This window comes from Streptomyces sp. NPDC001137 (genome assembly GCF_040298885.1).
Taxonomy (GTDB): Bacteria; Actinomycetota; Actinomycetes; order Streptomycetales; family Streptomycetaceae; genus Streptomyces.
Genome location: NZ_JBEPBA010000019.1, coordinates 135,775 through 155,512, shown reverse-complemented (window position 1 = coordinate 155,512; position 19,738 = coordinate 135,775). Strand labels below are relative to the sequence as shown.

Here is a 19,738-nt window from a genome sequence, read left to right as displayed (position 1 = left end):
CATGACGGTCGGCGGCCCGCCGCAGGGACGGGCCGCCGCTTCAGGCGCGCCTCTTCGTCCCGGCCATCAGGTACGGACCGCCGGCCTCACCGGGTCCGCGTCCGCCGCCAGGGCCAAGGTCTCCTGGAGGGACCGCTGGGCCGCCCGGGTCTCCTTGGTGTGGGAGACCTGGGTGTCGAAGGCGGTGAACCGGACCTCCATGCCCGCCGTCTCCGACCCGCCCTGGACCACGGAGAGTTCACAGTGGAACGTGGTACGGGTGCGGTGCGGGGAGCGGTGGGAGAGGACGGTGCACCGGACCACCGCGGGCAGCGGGAAGAGGAAGTTGCGGTAGCGGGTGGCGAAGGTGTCGATGACGAAGTAGCTGGCGCCGACCGCTTCGGGCGGCAGGTAGTACTGCTCGGCCACCGCGATGAACATCTGCCGCCCGGCCTCCATGGCCAGCATCCCCTGCATGTGCTGTCCCGTGACGTGGTCGGACATCACCTCGTTGTGGGCGTCCACCAGCAGGACCGACTCGAACCGGTCGGCGCCGGTCGGACTCGGCTCGGAGATCAGCACGTTCTCCGGCCGGTGCTTGTGCGCGATCTCCCGCCCGGCCCGGGTGTGCAGCGCCAGGTCGTCGATGACGACCCGGTCCGCGAGCCCGCGCCGGGCCAGGGTGTCGCGTACGAACCGGACGTCGAACAGGGAGACGCCCTGTCCGAGCGTCACCCGGGTCTCGCCGGCGCCTTCATGGAACATCCCGTCCCTGATCCGGCGCGCGAACTGGGAGACCGTCAGCACGCCCTCGTGGCGGGCGAATTCGGCGAAGACGTCACCGACCAGGAACAGCGTGTCCGGCGGGGCGTCGGTGATCGGGGGCATCTCGTGCACTTCAGCGGACATGGCTGTGGCCTCTCACTCGGCCAGACGCCGGCTCAGTTCGGGAAACTTCGGGTCGCTGCCCAGGGCTCCGCCCTCCGCCCAGCGGTTGCGCGGCACCTCCTGGACATAGACGGTGATCTTGTCCAGGGGGGCTCCCGTGACGCGCCGGACGGTCCGGGTCAGCTCCTCCATGAGTTCCTGGGCCTGGGCGTCGTCCTGACCGTCCCAGGTGGTGACGGAGATGATGGGCATGAGGCCTCTCTCGTGCTCTCGGATGTGCCGTGTCGGTCGGGAAGTCAGGGGTGCGGGGCCGCGGTGGTCCGCAGGTTCTGGAAGGACGGGCCGCGCAGTTTGAGATGGGCGTGGATGTCGCCGCCGAGGCCGAACTCCCCGATGGCGCCGCCGTAGCTGCGCTGGTAGCTCATCCACAGCACGACCACGTTGACGATCCGGTTGGCGCCGGGCAGGTCCGGGTCCGGGAACGGGTTCGGCATCGTGGCGTGATAGCGGCCGGAGCCGTCCGCGTCCGTGACGAACACGTTCGGCACACCGAGCGGCCCCGGCCGGGTCGGCCCGGCCGGATCCAGATCGCGGGCGCGCAGCGACATCACGGTGTACACGCTGTCGGGTACCAGACGGGAGAACTCGAAGTCGAAGGTGCCGCCATGGCCGTCCGGGGTGACCGAGACCCGAAGGGTCCCGCTCGCCCGCATCCACTCGCCGAAGGTCACCGGCTCGGTGACCTTGGGGCCGTCCTCCGGGCGCAGGTCCGGGATGGGCACCTCGTGGAAGGCGTGGCTGGGCCGTTTGACCTGATCCGCGTCGGGCAACTGCTCCGGCGCGAACACCATGGGGTAGTTGTTGCACGGCAGAGGCAGCGGCAACGTGTGCAGCACGATGTCCCGGTCCGCCCCGTCGGGGTCGGTGTCCAGCTCACGCAGCACCGTGTAGGGGGCGAGGTGGCCGAACGGGGGAACCGGGCTGTCCGGGGAGACCACGGCCGCGCCCCACTCGGGCACGGTCCCGCCCTCCGGCGCGGGCCGGTTGATCAGGCCCACCACCACGAAGTTGCCGTCACCGTCCATGACCTCGCTCGGCGGGTACAGCGGGCCCTGGGTGGTGAGGCTGAGCCGGTGGGTCTCCGGGCCGGACTCAGACATCGGCACGCCGGTAGACGCGGGTGTACAGGCCGCTCTCGCCGCCCACGATGTATCGGTCGCCGGCCTGCTGGACGATGTCCTGGTACTCCGGCGAGGTGAAGACCTTCTGGTACTCCTCCGGCTCGACCTCGAAGCCGGACACGAACATCACGCCCGGCTCGGTGCTCAGCAGCGAGTGGTACGCCAGGAACGTCGTGACCTGGTCCGCGCGCCGGACCACGTCGAAGATGGTGTTCTCCCGCCACTCCCGGTAGGCCGTGTACTCCCGGGGCTTGACCTCGATGTGACGCAGCTGCACATACGGGGTCCGCGGCAGCGGGTCCGTGGTGTCCTTGGGTGCCTCGACGAACTCCAGGAGCTGGCGGCGGAAGTCCGTGACGAGATCCTGCGACACGCTCTCCGCCAGCTTCTGCCAGACGGCGTTCAGGGCACCGAGCTGCGCGAGGTCCTCAAGGGGCGTGATCTCGAGAACGTTGTCACCTTCCGCGCTGCGGTACAGCGCGCGGCCGGACACCGGCTCCTTGCTGTTCAGTTCGCTCCATTCGGCCAGAACCTTGTCCACCTTGCCGGGGGCCACGGCGACTTCGTTGAGAACAAGCAGGTTGGCAGACATGGGAATTCCTCTCGATGAAAGGCGTATGAAAGGCGTGTGAGACGTGGAGCGCGTCAGGCTACGGCGACACCCTTGGACACGAGCACCGCGGCCGCCTCGGCGACGGTCTGCTCGGGAACGAGTTCGCCCATCTCGATCTCGATGCCGAAAGACTTCTGCAGGCGCAGGGCCAGCTCTTCCAGCAGCAGCGAGTCGATCTCCATTGCCTCGAAAGTGGTGTCCGGCGTGATATCTGCCGTCGGCACGGCGAGTTCCGCCAGAACGGTGACGATGCGACTGACGATCGAATTACCCATTTTCTTCCTCCGCGAAATCTCTGGGAACGCCCGGTGCATCGCACTTCACTGTGCGGATGGGCAGTTCTGCCAGGAGTGGGGAATTCAGCGTCGGAATTCCCTCGCGTCCCACGGCATCCATACTGGGAGTGCGGCGTGGGCGGAGGAAGTGTCTCCTCATGATGGTGGTACGAACACCACCTGTGCGAGCGCCGGCGTCCCGAGCCGGCGTTCGGTGTCAGACCAGCTCAGTCTCGGGCCGCGGCCGGGCCATGTACAGAGTCAGGAGCGATTCGGGGCACTCCGGCACCCGCATCACCACACGGTCGAAGACCATCACCCCGGCCTCGGGGTGCACGATCTTCCGCACGCCCTGCCGGGCGTCGTCGACCTCGTGGGAGTCCCACAGGCCGGCGAACTCCGGGCTGCTCTCGCAGAGCCGCTCGGCGATCCGGCCGAACTCCGGGTCCTCCGGGAAACGCGCGGACTGTGCCCGGAAGTGGGCGACGAGACACCGGCCCACCTCATCGGTGTCCGGATACTTCGCGCGGGTGGCCGAATCGGTGAAGAACTTCTCCAGGCAGTTGTCACCGCTGGCATTGACCCGGAACAGGGAACGGGCCGACCTGCTGGCCAGTTCGATGCGCCCGTACCGGTCGGTGATGTAGGCCGGATTGAACGACCATCCTTCGACGAGCGCGCGCATCCTTTCGTGTACATCGTCCCAGCGGTGGCCCGCCCTGCGTTGCGGCGGATTGTGGCCGGCCAGTCGGTAGAAGTACCGGCGCTCGCACTCCTCGAGGCGCAGGGCGTTGCTGACGGCGCTCACGATTCCTTCGGAAACGTTGATGTCCCGTCCCTGTTCGAGCCAGGTGTACCAGGACACCCCGACCCCGGCGAGGGCCGCCACCTCCTCGCGGCGTAATCCGGGGGTGCGCCGTCGCTCCACGTTAACGAGCCCGACTTCTTCTGGTGATATTCGCTCCCGGCAGGCCCGCAGAAAATGGCGGAGTTTCGACCTTCGGGTAAGTCCGGATACTGGGGGGAGTGCAGTTGCCTGCATGTATGGGCCTCTTCCCTTTGGTGCCGATCGAGCTTCGGCGGCAGTGTATTGAGTGCCTAAATGGCCTGGGCAACTAGAACCTTCAATTAACATGAAATTCACCGCCCCTCATCCGGACCACTGGTGGTGGCACCACCCGGTTCGACACACACTGCCTGCCACGGGCCTTCGGCGGCAGACTTGCGGCATGGTCCACACAACGGGGAACCTCACGGCGGTCACGGCCGCCGGTACGACCACGGGGCGGCTGCGCCTGTTCTGCTTCCACCACGCGGGCGGCAGCGCCTGGTCGTTCGCGGGCTGGGGGCAGTGGCTCGGCCGCGGTGTGGAGGTGGTGCCGGTGTCCATGCCGCCGCGCTCCACGGCCCCGTCCGGCGCCCCCGGTGCCGTCAGCACGATGGACGCGCTGATCGATGAGGTGACACGGCAGCTCACTCCCTCTCTCGACGAGCCCTACGCCTTCTACGGCCACAGCATGGGCTCACTGGTCGCCTACGGCGTGGCCCAGCGGCAGATCGCCGCGGGACGGCGTCCGCCCGCCTGCTTCGTGGCCGGGGCCCACCGCGCGCCGCATCTCCCGGCGCCGGCGAACGTACGGCTCCCGGATAGTGCGGCCCTAGAGCTGTTGTTGGGCCTGGGTGGAGCCGGGCGCCTGCTGCGGGAGAACCCCGGGCGCATGGAAGCCGTCATGGAGCGGCTCCGGGAGGACCTCCAGGTGAACGGCACCTACCGCTATCCGGCGGCGGGGCACCCCCCGCTGCCCTGCCCGGTCCGGGTCCTGCACGGCAGCCGTGACCCGCTGGTCTCCGCCGCGGACGCCGCGGCCTGGCGCAGGCACGCCGGCGCGCACTTCTCGCTGCGCACATTGCCCGGGGGGCACTTCTTCAACCGGGAGCACAAGGAGTTGTTCTTCGAGGAGCTGGAGAGCGCGCTCGGGACAGCCGTGCGCTGAGGAGCGGACGGCGGTGCGATGCCCGGGACACCGCCCGCGCGCCGGATCGCCGTATTCACGGTGCGTACGGCTCTCAAACCGCCCGGCGTGTGATTCTCGCCGCTGACAGTGAGTGTCCGTGCGGCCTACATTCAGTTGTCATGAACGTCACGCCCTCCCTCAGCGACGGCAAGAACAAGCGGCGCAGCCAGTTGACGCACTTCCTGCGGAGCCGCCGTGCCGCGCTCTCGCCCGAGGACGTGGGACTGGCGACGGCCGGCGGCCGCAGGAAGGCCGGGCTGCGCCGGGAGGAGGTCGCGGTCCTGGCCGGGGTGAGCGCGTCCTGGTACGCGTGGCTGGAGCAGGGCCGCCCCATCAGGGTCTCGGACGGGATACTTGACGCGATCAGCGGCGCTCTGCGCCTGACCGAGCTGGAACGCGTGCACCTGTACCGGCTCGCGGACGCCAACCCCCCGTTACCGGTGCAGTGCGCGGTCCGGCCGGACCGCGAGGTGTTCCAACGCATCGTCGACACCCAGCTGTTGGGCCCGGCCTGCGTCATCGACCGTTACTGGGACGTGCTCGCGGCCAACCGGCAGGCCGCCGAGGTGCTGCACCTGGGCCGCGACGGCAACGAGAACTTCCTGACCAGCCTGTTCGCCGGGTCCCACGGCCAGAAGTATCTGAACTGGCCCCAGGTTGCACGGCAGATGACCGCCCGCTTCCGCCTCCAGGCCTCGTACCTCGCCGACGATCCGAGGTACGAGGAGATGGCGGACCGACTCGCCGAGAGCAATGACGAGTTCGCCAGGATGTGGGCCCGTCACGAGGTCGAGGAGTTCGTGCCGACGACCGTCGAGCTGGACCATGCCGACGAGGGCGGCCTCCCCTTCGTCCTGTTCACCATGGATCTCGACGAAGCCGCCTGCACCCGCCTTCTGGTGTATCTGCCGCCGGGCGTCACCGGCCCCGAAACGGTCTGGCAGTAGGAGCGGGCCGGCAGGGTGGTGGTCGTGGCACCACCGCGGCCACGCATAGCGTCCGCACGGTCTGGTGAGGGTGTGTCCCACCGCCGGATAATCGCCGTACGAGATGGCGTGGGCATGCACGCCGTTCGTGTCAAGCCGCGTCCGCCGACCGTGCGCCAGGCCCACCGTTGACGCGCGTTCCGCGTCCGTCACCTCTCCCCGAGAGTGGAGAACGGCCCTTTCCCCGTGCTCGGCAGCGGCGTCCTGCACCGCGACTCAGGGAGGCCCCCTTGATCCACGTGTTGTCTCACGGACGGCTGGCGGGGGAGGCGGCGGCATGAGCAGAGCGGCGGTCCTCGCCGGGCTCGGCACCTACGTCCCGCCCCGCGTTGTGACCAATGAGGAACTGTCCCGGACCCTGGACACCTCGGACGAGTGGATCCGCACCCGGACGGGCATCACCCGGCGGCACTGGGCCGGACCCGGCACCGCCACCGGAGACCTGGCCGTGGAGGCCGGCACCCGGGCGCTGAAGTCGGCCGGCTCCGGCGACGTCGACCTGGTCGTCCTCGCCACCACCACCCCCGACCACCCGTGCCCGGCGACGGCTCCCGAAGTCGCCTCCCGGCTGGGCCTGCAGACCGTCGCCGCCTACGACCTCGCCGCCGTGTGCAGCGGGTTCGTCTACGCGCTGGCGTCCGCCACCGGTGCCATCGCGGCCGGCATCGCCGAACGCGCCCTGGTCATCGGCGCGGAGACGTACTCCACGATCCTCAATCCCGAGGACCGCACCACCTCGGTCATCTTCGGCGACGGCGCCGGGGCGGTGGTGCTGCGGGCGGGCGACCCCGACGAGCCGGGGGCGCTGCTCGGGCACGACCTGGGCAGCGACGGCTCGCTGAAGGACCTCATCATCGTCCCCTCCGGCGGTTCACGGCAGCCGGTCGCCGCTGCCGGCACCTCCGGAGCACGCCCCGCCGACTCGTACTTCAGCATGCAGGGCAAGCCGGTGTTCCGGCACGCCGTGACCCGTATGGCGGCCTCCTCCCAGGCCATGCTCGACCGCGCCGGCTGGGCCGCGGAGACGGTGGACTGGTTCGTCGGACACCAGGCGAACGTACGGATCCTGCACGCCGTGGCCGATCAGCTCGGGATGGCCAGGGAGCGGACGGCCGTCAATCTCGACCGGGTGGGCAACACCTCGGCCGCCTCCATCCCGCTGGCGCTCGCCGACGCCGTCACCGGCGGCCTGATCACACCGGGCGACCGCGTGCTGATGAGCGCCTTCGGCGGCGGTGTGACCTGGGGTTCGACCGCTCTGGTCTGGCCCGAGGTCGCACCCGGCTGAGCCGCGCCCCGGCCGGCCGCCGGTCAGGAGCGACCGGCGGCCGGCTCCCGGGTCCGGCCGCGGGGCCGGCCTCGGTGTTCTCCGTTTCTCCGTTTCTCCGTTTCTCCGTTTCTCCGTTTCTCCGTTCTACCTCGTACGCATCAACTCACCGAAGAAGTCGAGGAGTTACAGATGGCCGACTCAGCAACACCCCTGGCCGTGGCCGTCCTGGGCGCGGGCAACATCGGCCGCCCGCTCGGCCGGCACTGGCTGGCCGCCGGGCACACGGTGACGTTCGGTTCCCGGGACCCGGACCGGCTCGCCTCCTTCATGGCGACGCTGCGGGCGGGCGCCCGGGCCACGACCCACGCGGAGGCGGTCGACGCGAGTGACGTCGTCCTGCTGTCCGTCCCGCATCCGGCCCTCGAGGAACTGCTCGACCAGCTGGGCGACCGCCTGGCCGGGAAGGTCGTGATCGACGCCACCAGTCCGATCGCGGTCTCGGAGCACGGCCTCTTCGTATCCGGGCTGGGGCCCGGTGCCACCCAGGGGAGCTGGACCGCCAAGCGGCTGCCCGGCAGCCATGTGGCCCGCGCGTTCAGTCACTTCCCGGACGAACTGCTGTGGCCGCGCGGCACCGGGCAGCGGCACTTCTGGGGCATGGCCGTCGCGGCCGACGACCCCGGTGCCCTGCGGGTCACCGAGACCCTGGTCCATGACGCCGGCTTCGTCCCGGTCCGCCTCGGCGGCTTGGAGGAGTCGGCCGCCATGGAGCCGGGCGGCCCGCTCTTCGGCTACTTCTCCACCCCGGCGGGCGTGCGCGCAGCGGCCGGACTCGCCGGCTGAGCGGCCGGGAAAAGGAAAACCGCGACGGGCACACAAGAAACCGCCTGCTCCGGCCGGAGCAGGCGGTCCCTCGTGCACGCGGTGCGATCAGACCTCCTCGCCGGCCCGCTGCGCGGCGAGCGGCAGGGCCTCGGCCAACGGCCGCTGCCGCACCGGCTTCTTCTTCGGGTTGGACCAGCGCTGGGTGATCGGCCGCTCGACCAGTTCGTACAGCGCCCACGACGCGAGGACCGCGACGGCCAGGCTAAGCGCCAGCAGGGCGGCGGCCTCCGGAGCCGAGTACGCCTTGCTGCCGAGCAGCTTCCACACGCCTTCCAGCACGGTGAAGTGCACCAGATAGAAGGCGAACGAGATGTCGCCGAGCCAGACCATCACCCGGTTGCGGAAGAGGGTGAACCTGCCCTCGTCGTCCGCGATGGCACCCGCGGCGATGAGCAGGGCGGCGGGGACGACACAGACCGCGCGCGAGGAGTAGATGTACGGCGTGAAGTAACCCAGCGCGAAGCTGGCGACGAGCAGCGCACCGGACCAGATCATGCCGATGTTGCGCCAGCGTCCCGTCATCACCGAGCGGGCCACCAGAATGCCGAGCGCGAAGTCCAGCACCCGCGGGAACGGCAGGATGTAGGAGAAGAAGTACTGGTTGACCGAGGTGGCGGGCTCCATGGCCATGAACGCCGTGCCCTTCGGGACCAGCAGGGTGGACAGCAGCGGCGTCGCGAGGATGCCGAGGGCCACGCCCACGACCCAGAGGTTCAGCCGGCGCGCCGGGATCTTCTTGATCAGGTACAGCAGCACCGGGAACGAGAGATAGAAGATCGCCTCGACGGCCAGGGACCAACCCGCCGGGTTCACCCCGAAGTTGACCGAGAAGTCCGGATAGTAGACCTGGAGCATGAAGAAGTTGAGCAGCCCGATCTTCATGTCCGTGTGCGGGGCGGCGAACACCACCATGGCCAGCACCCACACCACGAGGTAGTTGGGCACGATCTTCAGAAAGCGACGCCGCCAGAAGCGCGGTGCCGTGTCGGTGGCCCGGGCCGACCAGGTCAGCACGAAACCGCTGAGCACGAAGAAGAAGGTGACGCCGAGGGCACCGGCGTGGTGCACGGCGCGGTAGTAGGAGTGCACGTCCGAGCCGCTGCGCAGCCAGGGCGTACCGAGGAAGGCCAGCAGCGAGGCGTGGTAGAGGAACACCACGAACGCTGCGGGGAAACGCAGTCCGGTGAGCGTGTTGAGGCGGGTCACCCGGGCGCGCCCCGTCGCACTTAGTCGGTCCGTCGACACGTCTTCTGCTCCTTGGGAAAAGGGAATCTGCGGTGTGCGCTTTGCGCTGCGCGTGCGGCGAGTTTTCGTGGCCGAATACCTGGAAGCTACCCGACGGGAAATTGAATTACCGGGGCGGATCCATCCGGTTACTCCCAGCACCACCACCCCGACTACCAGGCAGAAGCCGGTGGGTGGTGGTCCCGACACCACGACCGGAAGACCCTTCCCCCGCACGTCGCGCGCACACGATGATTCACCTGCATGTCATTGCTGCATAGTGATCCGTCGCCGGAAGAAGCACCGGCAGGAAATTAGATGTTCGATGCCGGACAATTCAGTGCCGGAAAATCCACGCGGGAGCAAGGATGGACTCGGAAACCGAAATCCCCGTGAGCGCACCGGCCGGCGCGCCCCCGGCCGCGCCGGAGCGCTCGTCGCTGCGCGGCTGGCTGGCCGTGGCCGGACTGGCCCTGGGCGTCTTCTCCTTCGTCACCACGGAGACCCTGCCCATCGGGTTGCTGCCGTCGATCGCCGAGGGCACATCGGTGTCGGTGGGCACGGCGGGCTTCCTGGTGACGGGGTTCGCGGCGGTGGCGGCGGCGACCTCCGCACCGCTGACCGCGCTGACCGGGCGAATGGACCGCAAATGGCTGCTGGTCGCCCTGATGGTCTTCTACATCGGCGGCAACCTGCTGGCCGCCGTCGCCACCAGTTATCCGCTGCTGCTGGCCGCGCGCATCGTCGTGGCCCTGGCCCACGGGGTGTTCTGGTCCATCGCCGTGTCGATCGCGGTACGGCTGGTGCCCGAGCGGCACGCCGTCCGCGCGACCTCGGTCGTGCTCGGCGGCATCTCCCTGGCCTCCGTCGCGGGCACCCCGCTCGGCACGGCCGTCGGCCAGTCCGCCGGCTGGCATGTCGCCTTCGTGTGCGTCGGGCTGCTGGGCGTCCTGGTCCTGGCGGCGGCCCTGCTGTTCATGCCCGCGGTGCCCGCCCGGGGCAGCGGCGACCTCACCGTGCTGTTCCAGGTGCTGCGGCACCGCGCGCTGCGCGTCGCGATCGGCGTGACCGCACTGATCATGAGCGGCCACTTCCTCGCCTTCACCTATGTGACCCCGTATCTGGAGCAGGTCACCGGCGTACGGCCGTCCCTCGTCGGCGTGTTGCTGCTGGTCTTCGGGACGGCCGGGCTGGTCGGGAACTTCGCGGCGGGCGCGGTGGTCGGCCGGGCCCTGCGCACGAGCCTGATCGGCAGCATCGGGCTGCTGGCCGTCGTCATGGGGGTGATGTACGCGGGCGGAGCCGGGGTTCCGCTGGCCGTCACGATGCTGGTGTGCTGGGGCGTGCTCTACGCGGCGCTGCCGGTCGCGCTCCAGACCTGGGTGCTGCGCGCCGTCCCCGAGGAGAGCGAGGCCGCCTCGTCGCTGTACGTGGCCGCCTTCAACGGGGCCATCGGCGTGGGCTCGCTGGTCGGCGGCCTGATCGTCGACGCGTCCGGGCCCCGGCCCACGATGCTCGCGGCGGGCCTGTTCGCCCTCGCGGCGATGCTGCTGGCGACCGCCCGCGACAGCAGGACGACGTGACCGCGGGGCGCGGAGCTTCCCGTGTACGACCGGCTTCCGGGACGGCGGGCCACGGCCACCGGGGTGGCGGCCCGCACCGGTCGTACACGAGGTGGCGGCGGGGAGGGCTCAGCGGTTGACGAAGGTGAGGCTGGTCTCGTCGTAGCGGGCGCCCGCGATCTGCTCCGGCGAGGCGGTGGCCTCGATCGCGGCGAGGTCCTCGGGGGACAGCTCGACGTCGAGGGCCGCGAGGTTCTCCTCCAGGTACCGCTGCCGCCGGGTGCCCGGGATCGGCACCACGTCGTCGCCCTGGTGCTGCACCCAGGCCAGGGCGAGCTGGCCGGCGGTGATCCCCTTCGCGGCAGCCAGTTCGTTCAGCTTGGCCACGGTCGCCAGGTTCCGTTCGAGGTTGCCGTCGGCGAAACGCGGCTGGCTGCGCCGCATGTCGTTGTCCGCCATCTCCTCGGTCGAGCGGTACTGGCCGGTCAGCAGGCCGCGCCCGAGCGGGGAGAAGGGGACCAGGCCGATGCCGAGTTCGCGGCAGACCGGGGCGATCTCGGCCTCCAGGTCCCGGGTCCACAGCGACCACTCGCTCTCCAGCGCCGTGATCGGGTGCACCGCGTGCGCGCGCCGAATGGTCTGCGCCCCGGCCTCGGACAGACCGAGGTAGCGGACCTTGCCGGCCTGCACCAGCTCGGCCAGGGCGCCGACGGTCTCCTCGATCGGCACCTGCGGATCGACCCGGTGCTGGTAGTACAGGTCGATGTGGTCGACTCCGAGCCGGCGCAGCGAGGCCTCGCACGCCTGCCGCACATAGGCGGCGTCGCCGCGCACCAGGGTGGGTTCGCCCAGACGGTTGGCGAAACCGAACTTCGTGGCCAGCACCACCTCGTCACGGCGCCCGGCGATGGCCCGCCCGATCAGCTCCTCGTTGTGCCCGGAGCCGTAGAAGTCGGCGGTGTCCAGGAGGGTCACCCCGAGGTCGAGGGCGCGGTGCAGCGTCGCGATCGACTGTGCGTCGTCCGTGGCGCCGTAGGCATGACTCATGCCCATGCAGCCCAGGCCCTGTGCGGAAACCTCGAGTTCGCCCAGATACCGGGTGGGGACGTCGTTCATGCTGCTGCCTCCTGAGCTGGTCGGACTCATCCGCCCAGAACGCTAGGTGTTGGAGCGCGCTCCATGTCAAACGTCCCGGGGTCTGCCCCCTGGCCCGACCAGAACGGCCTACCAGGGGGTAGCCATACCGCGCGGTATGTGTCCAGAATCGCCGGACACCCCAACGCTCCGGGAGGCTCCGGTGTACGGCACCATGCAAGACGTACCGCTTCTGATCTCACGGCTTCTGGAACACGGCCGCACCATCCATGGACGGTCGACAGTGACCACGTGGAGCGGCGAGGCAGAACCCCGACGCCGTAGCTTCGCCGAGATCGGCGACCGCGCAGCACAGCTCGCAGGCGCCCTGCGCGACGACCTCGGAGTGACCGAGGGCAGCGTGGTGGGAACGCTGATGTGGAACAACGCCGAGCATGTCGAGGCCTATTTCGCGATTCCCGCCATGGGTGCGGTGCTGCACACCCTCAACCTGCGGCTGCCGGCCGAGCAGCTGGTGTGGATCGTCAACCACGCCGCCGACAAGGTCGTCGTCGTCAACGGCTCGCTGCTCCCGCTGCTCGCGCCACTGCTGCCGAAGCTGCCCACGATCGAGCACGTCGTCGTCACCGGCCCCGGTGACCGTTCCCTCCTGGACGGCGCGCGCCCCCGGGTGCACGAGTACGAGGACCTGATCGCGGACAGGCCGACCACCTACGACTGGCCGGCACTGGACGAACACCGGGCCGCCGCCATGTGCTACACCTCCGGCACCACGGGCGACCCCAAGGGCGTGGTGTACAGCCACCGCTCGATCTATCTGCACTCCATGCAGGTCAACATGGCCCAGTCGATGGGCCTGACCGACCAGGACACCTCGCTCGTGGTGGTCCCCCAGTTCCACGTCAACGCCTGGGGCCTGCCGCACGCCACCTTCATGACCGGCGTCAACATGCTGATGCCGGACCGCTTCCTGCAGCCGGCGCCGCTCGCCGAGATGATCGAGTCCGAGCGCCCGACCCATGCGGCGGCCGTCCCCACCATCTGGCAGGGCCTGCTCGCCGAGCTGACCGCCAAGCCGCGCGACGTCTCCTCCCTCACCCAGGTGACCATCGGCGGTTCGGCCTGTCCGCCCTCCCTCATGGAGGCCTTCGACAAGCTGGGCATGCGGGTCTGTCACGCCTGGGGCATGACCGAGACCTCCCCGCTCGGCACGATCGCCCGTCCCCCGGCCCATGCGATCGGCACCGAGGAGGAGTTCGCGTACCGCCTGACCCAGGGCCGTTTCCCGGCCGGTGTCGAGGCCCGCCTCACCGGCCCCGGCGGCGAGCGCCTGCCCTGGGACGGCGAGTCCGCGGGCGAGCTGGAGGTCCGCGGCAACTGGATCGCGGGCGCCTACTACAACGGCCCCGACGCCGAACCGCTGCGCCCGGCCGACAAGTTCAGCGAGGACGGCTGGCTGAAGACGGGAGACGTCGGGACGATCTCGCCCGAGGGCTTCCTCACCCTCACCGACCGCGCCAAGGACGTCATCAAGTCCGGTGGCGAGTGGATCTCCTCCGTCGAACTCGAGAACGCCCTGATGTCCCACCCGGACGTCGCCGAGGCAGCCGTGGTCGCCGTCCCCGACGAGAAGTGGGGCGAACGCCCCCTGGCCACCGTCGTCCTGAAGGAGGGCGCCACCGCAGACTTCGAGACCCTGCGTACTTTCCTCGCCGACGAGGGGCACGTCGCCAAGTGGCAGCTCCCGGAGCGCTGGGCGGTTCTCGAGTCGGTGCCGAAGACGAGCGTCGGGAAATTCGACAAGAAGGTGCTGAGGAAGCACTACGCCGAGGGCGACCTGGACGTCACCAGGCTCGACTGACGTTCCGGTACGACCGGGCGGCCGGCCCCTGGCGTTCGCCGGGGGCCGGCCCTCAGTTGGTCCCGATCCGCGACAGCAGATCGACGATCCGGCTCTGCACCTCGCTGCTCGTGGACCGCTCGGCGAGGAACAGGACGGTCTCGCCGGAGGCCAGCCGCGGCAGGTCGGCCTGGTCGACGGCGGCGGTGTAGACGACCAGCGGGGTGCGGTTGAGCTGGCCGTTCGCCCGCAGCCAGTCGATGATCCCGGCCTGGCGGCGGTGCACCTGCATCAGGTCCATCACGACCAGGTTGGGCCTCAGCTGCCCCGCCAGGGTCACCGCGTCCGCATCGCTCGCGGCCCGTGCCACCTGCATCCCGCGCCGCTCCAGCGTCGCGGTCAGCGCCAGCGCGATCTCCGCATGCTCCTCGATCAGCAGCACCCGCGGCGGATGCTGCTCGCTGTCCCGCGGCGCGAGCGCCTTCAGGAGTACGGCCGGGTCGGCGCCGTACGCCGCCTCGCGCGTCGCCTGCCCGAGCCCGGCGGTCACCATGATCGGCACCTCGGACGCCACCGCCGCCTGCCGCAGCGACTGGAGGGCGGTCCGGGTGATCGGCCCGGTCAGCGGGTCCACGAACAGCGCGGCGGGGAAGGCGGCGATCTGTGCGTCGACCTCCTCGCGCGACTGCACGATCACGGGCCGGTAGCCGCGGTCGCTCAGCGCCTGCTGGGTCGTCACGTCCGGCGCGGGCCACACCAGCAGCCGCCGCGGATTGTCGAGCGGCTCCGGCGGCAGCTCGTCGTCCATCGGCACCGGACGCGGGGTGTCCGCGATCTCCACGGCGCCACCGGGACCGTCCAGCGGCTCCGGCCCCTCGGCGGCGTTCTCGTCCGGCGCCCCTATGGCGTACGACCGCCCGGTGCCCTCGGTCACCTGCGCCAGCCGCGACTGCCCGGCCAGGGACGGCTGGGGCTGCGCCGCCACGGGCGTCTGCTCGGCCGCCGGGTGCGGACGGGCCGCCTGCTCCGGGGCCGCGGCGGCGGCCTCGGTCCGCGTACCCAGCTTGCGACGCCGGCCGGAACCGCTCGGGTTGTGCGGCGCGGGCGTGGCCGAGGGCTGCTGCACCTGCGCGGCCTGCCGCGTGAACGGCACCCCCTGGCCCAGGGTCCGCACGCTGATCGCCTGGCCCTGCGTGGAGTTCGGGTCGACCGGGGCGACGGGCGCGGCGGCCGCTTCGGCGGGGAGCGGCCGTGCGGGGTGCGCCGGTCCCGTGGGGGCCTCCGGAGGGAGCGGGGTGCCGGGGGCCGGCGTGGACGGACCGGGCGCCGCCTCCACGGGCGCCGCGGGGAGCGGCTGAGCGGCGGCGGCCGGGGCGGCCTGGCCGGTGCCGTTCGGCACGGCGGCCGCCTGAGCGGGAACGGGCGCGGCCTGCTGCACCGGCACCCCCTGCCCCGGGGTCTGTCCGGCGTCCTGCGCGCCGGGCTGCGCCCCGGCACGGCGACGGCGGCCCGTCGGTGCGCTCGTGGGGTGCGGCTGCGGCGGAGTGTGGTCGCCGGACTGGTCGTGCGGAACGGCATCGTGACGGCCGTCGTCGACCGGGCCGTCTCCGGCAGCATCCTGGCCACCCTGTGCGGGGACCTGCGGCTGTCCGGGAACCTGCGGCTGATCGGGAACCGCGACCTGCGGCTGCCCCTGCACCGGTACGGAAACCTGCCCGGGCACCGGCGCCTGCTCCTGCGCACCCGCGGCGGGGACCCGGTCCGCCTCCGCCGGCGGCAGTGCGAACACCGAACGCGGGGCCGCCTCCTGCGCGGCGGCGCGGTCGTTCGCGGCGGCCAGGGCACGGCGACGGCGCCCGGTCGGCTCGGCGTTCTGCACGGCTACGGCCTGCTCGGCCGACGCGGGGCCGGCGGGCAGCGCCGCGGGCAGGGCAGGCTGCTCGCCGCCGTCCCGTCGCGCACGCCGGCCGCCGGACGCGGGCACACCCTGCGGAGGAACGGTCCCGCCCAGGCCCGTGCCCACGGCCGCGGTCCCGGCTCCGTGCTCACCGGCCATGACGACGGCACCCTCGGCGACACCGCCACCGGCACCCTCGGCCGAGCGCCCGCGCCGCCGCCCGGTACCGCCGGAGACCTCCAGCGCTCCGGCGGTCGAGGCCGCGGCGGCCGCCGACTCCTCGACCGCACGCCTGCGACGCCGCCCGGTGGGCACACCGCCCTCCGTGTCGGCCTCCGCCGGGTCACCGGACTCCGCGGGCCCCTCGCTCTCCAGGAACGCGTCGACGGAGGAGCGCCGCCCCCGCCGGCGCCCGCCGGCGGAGGTCTGGTCGGAGGCGAGGGGCTCGTCCGGTCCGGCACCCGAAGCCTCGGCCGCACCGTCGGCCGCAACGGCCCCGGCCCCGCCCCCGATGGGAACCTCCAGCACATACGCGCTGCCGCTCATCCCGGGCACTTCGTGCGTCTGCAGCACACCGCCATGAGCCCGCACGATCCCGCGCACGATCGGCTCGTGCACCGGGTCTCCCCCGGCATACGGCCCGCGCACCTCGATCCGTACGACCTCACCGCGCTGCGCGGCGGCCACGACGACCGTGTTGTCCATGTAACCGCCCGCCGACACGGGCGCGTTGCCGGTCGCGTCGACACCGGCGACATCCGCGACCAGATGGGCGAGCGCGCTCGCCAGGCGCTGCGGGTCGACCTCGGCCTCGATGGGCGGCGCGTGCACGGCGAACTGCACCCGCCCGGGGCCGATCAGCTCCACGGCCCCGTCGACACCGGCGGCGACCACGGCGTCGAGCATGACCTTCGTACGAGTGATCTGCTCGCTTCCGGCGTCGAGCAGCTGGTAGCCGAGGACGTTGTCGATGAGGGTGGTGATCCGCGAGTAGCCGGCCGACAGGTGGTGGAGCACCTGGTTGGCCTCGGGCCACAGCTGCCCGGCGTCGTCGGCGGCGAGGGCGGCCAGCTCGCGCCGCAGCTCGTCCAGCGGTCCGCGCAGCGAGCGCCCCAGCAGGGTCAGCAGCTGCTCGTGCCGCGCGGCGAGGGCCTCGTACCGGTCCTTCTCGCGCTCACCGAGCGCGGCATACCGCTCCTCGCCGGCCGCGAGCTCCTCGTCGTGCTGCTCCTGCAGCTCCTCGAGCTCGGTGACGTGCTTCTGGCGCAGAGCGGTGAGCTCGGAGGCGTGCTCCTCCTCGATCCGCTCCAATTCCTCCGCGTGCCGCTTCTCGGCGGCGGCCTTCTCCTCGGCGAGCGCGTCGTACGGCCGCCGGTCGGCGAAGGTCATCACGGCGCCGACGAGCTGATCACCGTCGCGCACCGGAGCGGTGGTCAGATCCACGGAGACCTTCTCCCCGCCCTTGGAGAACAGCACCTGCCCCCGCACCCGGTGCTTGCGCCCGGAGCGCAGGGTGTCGGCGAGCGCGGACTCCTCGTACGGGAAGGGGGAGCCGTCGGCCCGCGAGTGCAGCACGAGGGAGTGCAGCTCCTTGCCGCCGAGATCACTGGCCCGATAACCCAGTATCTGAGCGGCGGCCGGATTGACGAGCACGATCCGCCCGGCCGTGTCGGTCCCGACGACGCCCTCGGACGCGGCCCGCAGGATCATCTCGGTCTGCCGCTGCGAACGCGCCAGCTCGGCCTCGGTGTCCACGGTCCCGGTCAGGTCGCGTACGACGAGCATCAGCAGCTCGTCGCCGCTGTAGCCGTAACCGTCGTAGGCCTGCTGTCCGTTCTCGAGGTTGGCGCTGGTGACCTCGACGGGGAACTCGGCCCCGTCGGTGCGCCGCGCGATCATCCGCGTCGGCTTGGTCCGCCCGGCGGGATCCATGTGATCGGGCCGCCGCATGGACCCGGGAATGAGCTTGGAGTCGAACTGCGGCAGCAGATCGAGCAGCCCCCGCCCCACGAGAGCCGTACCCGGCGCTTCAAAGGCCTCAAGCGCGATCGTGTTCGCGTTGACGACGGTCCCATTGGCGTTGACCAGCACCAACGCATCGGGAAGCGCGTCGAGTATGGCTGCGAGGCGAGCAGCGCCTCGGGATGGCCTGCTGCTCACGAGACGCTTCCTCCCTGTTACCGCACCTTGCCGACCGCTCGGGCCATCTTGCCAACCGGCCCGCGACGTGTCACGCGAGGGAGTCTAAGGGCAGTGGTTGCGCTCGCGACGCCGGATGAGAGGGAGGTCGCACGACGAGTTGAAGTAGAACGTGTGCCCGCATCCTCTGGCCTGCGCAGGCCTTCGCGAGACCTTCGCCGGACCCTTACGCGGTCCTGGGTTTTCCCCCGGGAGAACCCTGTGCGGGTCCCTACGGTTGCCCTTGGGGCCGCAGATCGGGCAGCAACGGCACGAGCCGGTCCCAGCGGCCGATCTGACATCCGTCGCTGCGGTCGTACGAGGCGTCGACGGGCCGCCCGGCCCACCTCCCGGTGACATGGGCGGTGGCGGGCCCGCCGTACTGCATGGTGCAGACGCTGCCCTCGGGCACGGGCGCGAAGGTGTCCCTGCCCCACCGGGCGACCCGATCGAGTGCTTCGCACGCGCCGCCGACATCGGGATGGTCACCGCCGCCGGGATGGCAGTACAGGTCGAACGTCCCGTCCGTACCGTCGCCCGCGTGCCGGACGGTGACGGTGAGGTGGTCGCCGGCCCGGTCCTCGTCCTGCACGGGAGGTGGCGCGAGGGCGGGGCGGCCGACATCGGCGTGGGCGGCGGAGGGAACGACGGAGGCGGCCGCGGTGGCGGCGACGACGAGAATCCGAGCGAACATGACCTGACTAACGCCCCACCGTCCCGGTCGGCACGGACACGTCGGCACGGACCGGAAGGGCTTTGCTCTGCGGCCTGCCTGCCTAGTACCGTGGGAGTCGATTGGTGACAGCACGCTCGACTGTGTCATCATCTGCACGCACCACTCGCGCTCGCGCGAGCGGCTGTGCTGGAGGCGTCGCCTAGTCCGGTCTATGGCGCCGCACTGCTAATGCGGTTTGGGCCTTCAAGCCCATCGAGGGTTCAAATCCCTCCGCCTCCGCGCATGATCACCGAAGCCCCGGTCCGAGCGACCGGGGCTTCGTCGTTCCCAGAACTGCCCGTAGAGGTGTTTGTGCAGGTCACAAGGGGTGCGGCAAACGGATTTCACATGGCGGCGGCAGTCATGTAATGTTCTTCCTGTCGCCGCGAGCGGGCCGAAAGGACCAGGACCGGCGGGAAAACAAAACAAGCACTCGTAGCTTAACGGATAGAGCATCTGACTACGGATCAGAAGGTTGCAGGTTCGAATCCTGCCGAGTGCACACAGGCCAAAGCCCCCTCGGGATCATTCCGGAGGGGGCTTTGTCGTGCCGTACAGCGGTGAGATGATCCGGCCCGGATCATGATCGGAGTCGGTCTGCCCATTCATCGACCCCGGGCCTGGTAAGGCGGAGGGCGCAGCAGCGGCTGACGCCAACAAGCGCGACTGCCGCCCAAGGGCAGTACGGGACTTGACCCACGGACGAGAGGCCCCGGAGGGATCCGGGGCCTCTTGCGTCAGGGGAGTGCGGCGGTCGTGGGGGGAGAAAGCGCCCGGCGCCCGGAGCTGTGCTCCGGGCGCCGAGACCCAAGTCGGTCAGCTGTGTGACGCGATCAGTGGCTCACCTAATCGCAGGTACTGGAGCCGACGTGGTTGTTCTGACCGCCCGCGTTGCCCTCGCCATTGAGCGCATTGCCCAGAAGGCCGTTGAGCAGCCCGACCTGGCCGAGGATGTCGACATTCAGGTCGTGGGACCTGCATCCGCCGCCTTCATGCATGAGGTTCGCGGGCTGGGCGGTGGCGGTGCCGGTGGCTATGAGGGTGAAGCTGCCGAGGATGGCGGCCGCGACAGCGGCCTTCTGAAGCTTGCGCATTACTCCTCCTTGGGTCGGATGAGCGCACCTCTAAGATCCAC

General features: G+C 70.7%; 17 protein-coding genes and 2 tRNA genes. 8 read left to right on the top strand and 11 right to left on the bottom strand.

The features are described from left to right. Positions 1–66 precede the first annotated feature (66 nt). The 6 genes from ABT254_RS31950 to ABT254_RS31925 all read right to left on the bottom strand — a co-directional run bounded on the left by ABT254_RS31950 (position 67) and on the right by ABT254_RS31925 (position 3,978). Positions 67–888, bottom strand: a complete 822-nt coding sequence (locus ABT254_RS31950; RefSeq protein WP_351477635.1) for an AfsA-related hotdog domain-containing protein — start codon at positions 886–888, stop codon at positions 67–69. 12 nt (positions 889–900) lie between these two features. Then, entirely contained in the window at positions 901–1,119 is a 219-nt protein-coding gene (locus tag ABT254_RS31945; protein WP_351477632.1) for a tautomerase family protein, read from the bottom strand. A gap of 44 nt (positions 1,120–1,163) precedes the next feature. Continuing rightward, complete coding sequence (locus tag ABT254_RS31940; protein ID WP_351477629.1) at positions 1,164–2,027, bottom strand: hypothetical protein; 864 nt, start codon at positions 2,025–2,027, stop codon at positions 1,164–1,166. Continuing rightward, positions 2,020–2,640: a hypothetical protein gene (locus ABT254_RS31935; RefSeq protein WP_351477626.1), complete on the bottom strand. Its 621-nt coding sequence runs from the start codon at positions 2,638–2,640 to the stop codon at positions 2,020–2,022. The genes ABT254_RS31940 and ABT254_RS31935 overlap by 8 nt, the downstream gene beginning before the upstream one ends. Before the next feature lie 53 nt (positions 2,641–2,693). Continuing rightward, positions 2,694–2,936 (bottom strand): acyl carrier protein, encoded by a 243-nt coding sequence (locus ABT254_RS31930; RefSeq protein ID WP_351477623.1) that lies wholly within the window; start codon positions 2,934–2,936, stop codon positions 2,694–2,696. A gap of 217 nt (positions 2,937–3,153) precedes the next feature. After that, on the bottom strand, positions 3,154–3,978 hold the full coding sequence (locus ABT254_RS31925) for a helix-turn-helix transcriptional regulator (protein ID WP_351477620.1): 825 nt from the start codon (positions 3,976–3,978) through the stop codon (positions 3,154–3,156). A 187-nt stretch (positions 3,979–4,165) separates the two neighbouring features. Here ABT254_RS31925 and ABT254_RS31920 point away from each other — a divergent pair, with 187 nt between their 5' ends. From ABT254_RS31920 to ABT254_RS31905, 4 genes are all read left to right on the top strand, one after another. Next, positions 4,166–4,930, top strand: coding sequence for a thioesterase II family protein (locus ABT254_RS31920; RefSeq protein ID WP_351477617.1), 765 nt, complete (start codon positions 4,166–4,168; stop codon positions 4,928–4,930). A gap of 140 nt (positions 4,931–5,070) precedes the next feature. Further along, positions 5,071–5,898: a helix-turn-helix transcriptional regulator gene (locus ABT254_RS31915; protein ID WP_351477615.1), complete on the top strand. Its 828-nt coding sequence runs from the start codon at positions 5,071–5,073 to the stop codon at positions 5,896–5,898. A 316-nt stretch (positions 5,899–6,214) separates the two neighbouring features. Further along, on the top strand, positions 6,215–7,225 hold the full coding sequence (locus ABT254_RS31910) for a beta-ketoacyl-ACP synthase III (RefSeq protein ID WP_351477612.1): 1,011 nt from the start codon (positions 6,215–6,217) through the stop codon (positions 7,223–7,225). 171 nt (positions 7,226–7,396) lie between these two features. Next, positions 7,397–8,050 carry an NADPH-dependent F420 reductase gene (locus ABT254_RS31905; RefSeq protein WP_351477609.1) on the top strand — a complete coding sequence of 218 codons (654 nt, stop codon included), beginning with the start codon at positions 7,397–7,399 and terminating at the stop codon, positions 8,048–8,050. A gap of 87 nt (positions 8,051–8,137) precedes the next feature. Here ABT254_RS31905 and ABT254_RS31900 read toward each other — a convergent pair whose 3' ends face one another. Next, entirely contained in the window at positions 8,138–9,337 is a 1,200-nt protein-coding gene (locus tag ABT254_RS31900; protein WP_351477606.1) for an acyltransferase family protein, read from the bottom strand. Positions 9,338–9,684: 347 nt separating this feature from the next. Between ABT254_RS31900 and ABT254_RS31895 the strand changes: the two genes are divergently transcribed. Continuing rightward, positions 9,685–10,899 carry an MFS transporter gene (locus ABT254_RS31895; protein WP_351477603.1) on the top strand — a complete coding sequence of 405 codons (1,215 nt, stop codon included), beginning with the start codon at positions 9,685–9,687 and terminating at the stop codon, positions 10,897–10,899. Between the two features lie 108 nt (positions 10,900–11,007). Here ABT254_RS31895 and ABT254_RS31890 read toward each other — a convergent pair whose 3' ends face one another. Beyond that, a complete protein-coding gene (locus tag ABT254_RS31890; protein WP_351477600.1) occupies positions 11,008–11,994 on the bottom strand; it encodes an aldo/keto reductase in 987 nt (328 codons plus the stop codon). 181 nt (positions 11,995–12,175) lie between these two features. Between ABT254_RS31890 and ABT254_RS31885 the strand changes: the two genes are divergently transcribed. Beyond that, complete coding sequence (locus ABT254_RS31885; protein WP_351477597.1) at positions 12,176–13,834, top strand: long-chain fatty acid--CoA ligase; 1,659 nt, start codon at positions 12,176–12,178, stop codon at positions 13,832–13,834. 52 nt (positions 13,835–13,886) lie between these two features. On the opposite strand, the gene ABT254_RS31880 is transcribed toward ABT254_RS31885, so the two are convergent. Together ABT254_RS31880 and ABT254_RS31875 are read right to left on the bottom strand one after the other, a co-directional pair. Continuing rightward, a complete protein-coding gene (locus ABT254_RS31880; protein ID WP_351477594.1) occupies positions 13,887–17,870 on the bottom strand; it encodes a hybrid sensor histidine kinase/response regulator in 3,984 nt (1,327 codons plus the stop codon). Positions 17,871–18,120: 250 nt separating this feature from the next. Further along, positions 18,121–18,582 (bottom strand): SSI family serine proteinase inhibitor, encoded by a 462-nt coding sequence (locus tag ABT254_RS31875; RefSeq protein WP_351477591.1) that lies wholly within the window; start codon positions 18,580–18,582, stop codon positions 18,121–18,123. Positions 18,583–18,752: 170 nt separating this feature from the next. Here ABT254_RS31875 and ABT254_RS31870 point away from each other — a divergent pair. Continuing rightward, positions 18,753–18,843, top strand: a tRNA-Ser gene (locus tag ABT254_RS31870). Between the two features lie 189 nt (positions 18,844–19,032). Then, a tRNA-Arg gene (locus ABT254_RS31865) sits at positions 19,033–19,105 on the top strand. A 343-nt stretch (positions 19,106–19,448) separates the two neighbouring features. Here ABT254_RS31865 and ABT254_RS31860 read toward each other — a convergent pair. Next, positions 19,449–19,697, bottom strand: coding sequence for a hypothetical protein (locus ABT254_RS31860; RefSeq protein ID WP_030938646.1), 249 nt, complete (start codon positions 19,695–19,697; stop codon positions 19,449–19,451). Positions 19,698–19,738 lie beyond the last annotated feature (41 nt).

Excerpts from the sequence above, each read along its gene's own strand:
- ABT254_RS31950 (WP_351477635.1), bottom strand. The coding sequence starts at position 888 with ATGTCCGCTGAAGTGCACGAGATGCCCCCGATCACCGACGCCCCGCCG.
- ABT254_RS31945 (WP_351477632.1), bottom strand. The coding sequence starts at position 1,119 with ATGCCCATCATCTCCGTCACCACCTGGGACGGTCAGGACGACGCCCAG.
- ABT254_RS31940 (WP_351477629.1), bottom strand. The coding sequence starts at position 2,027 with ATGTCTGAGTCCGGCCCGGAGACCCACCGGCTCAGCCTCACCACCCAG.
- ABT254_RS31935 (WP_351477626.1), bottom strand. The coding sequence starts at position 2,640 with ATGTCTGCCAACCTGCTTGTTCTCAACGAAGTCGCCGTGGCCCCCGGC.
- ABT254_RS31930 (WP_351477623.1), bottom strand. The coding sequence starts at position 2,936 with ATGGGTAATTCGATCGTCAGTCGCATCGTCACCGTTCTGGCGGAACTC.
- ABT254_RS31925 (WP_351477620.1), bottom strand. The coding sequence starts at position 3,978 with ATGCAGGCAACTGCACTCCCCCCAGTATCCGGACTTACCCGAAGGTCG.
- ABT254_RS31920 (WP_351477617.1), top strand. The coding sequence starts at position 4,166 with ATGGTCCACACAACGGGGAACCTCACGGCGGTCACGGCCGCCGGTACG.
- ABT254_RS31915 (WP_351477615.1), top strand. The coding sequence starts at position 5,071 with ATGAACGTCACGCCCTCCCTCAGCGACGGCAAGAACAAGCGGCGCAGC.
- ABT254_RS31910 (WP_351477612.1), top strand. The coding sequence starts at position 6,215 with ATGAGCAGAGCGGCGGTCCTCGCCGGGCTCGGCACCTACGTCCCGCCC.
- ABT254_RS31905 (WP_351477609.1), top strand. The coding sequence starts at position 7,397 with ATGGCCGACTCAGCAACACCCCTGGCCGTGGCCGTCCTGGGCGCGGGC.
- ABT254_RS31895 (WP_351477603.1), top strand. The coding sequence starts at position 9,685 with ATGGACTCGGAAACCGAAATCCCCGTGAGCGCACCGGCCGGCGCGCCC.
- ABT254_RS31890 (WP_351477600.1), bottom strand. The coding sequence starts at position 11,994 with ATGAACGACGTCCCCACCCGGTATCTGGGCGAACTCGAGGTTTCCGCA.
- ABT254_RS31875 (WP_351477591.1), bottom strand. The coding sequence starts at position 18,582 with ATGTTCGCTCGGATTCTCGTCGTCGCCGCCACCGCGGCCGCCTCCGTC.
- ABT254_RS31860 (WP_030938646.1), bottom strand. The coding sequence starts at position 19,697 with ATGCGCAAGCTTCAGAAGGCCGCTGTCGCGGCCGCCATCCTCGGCAGC.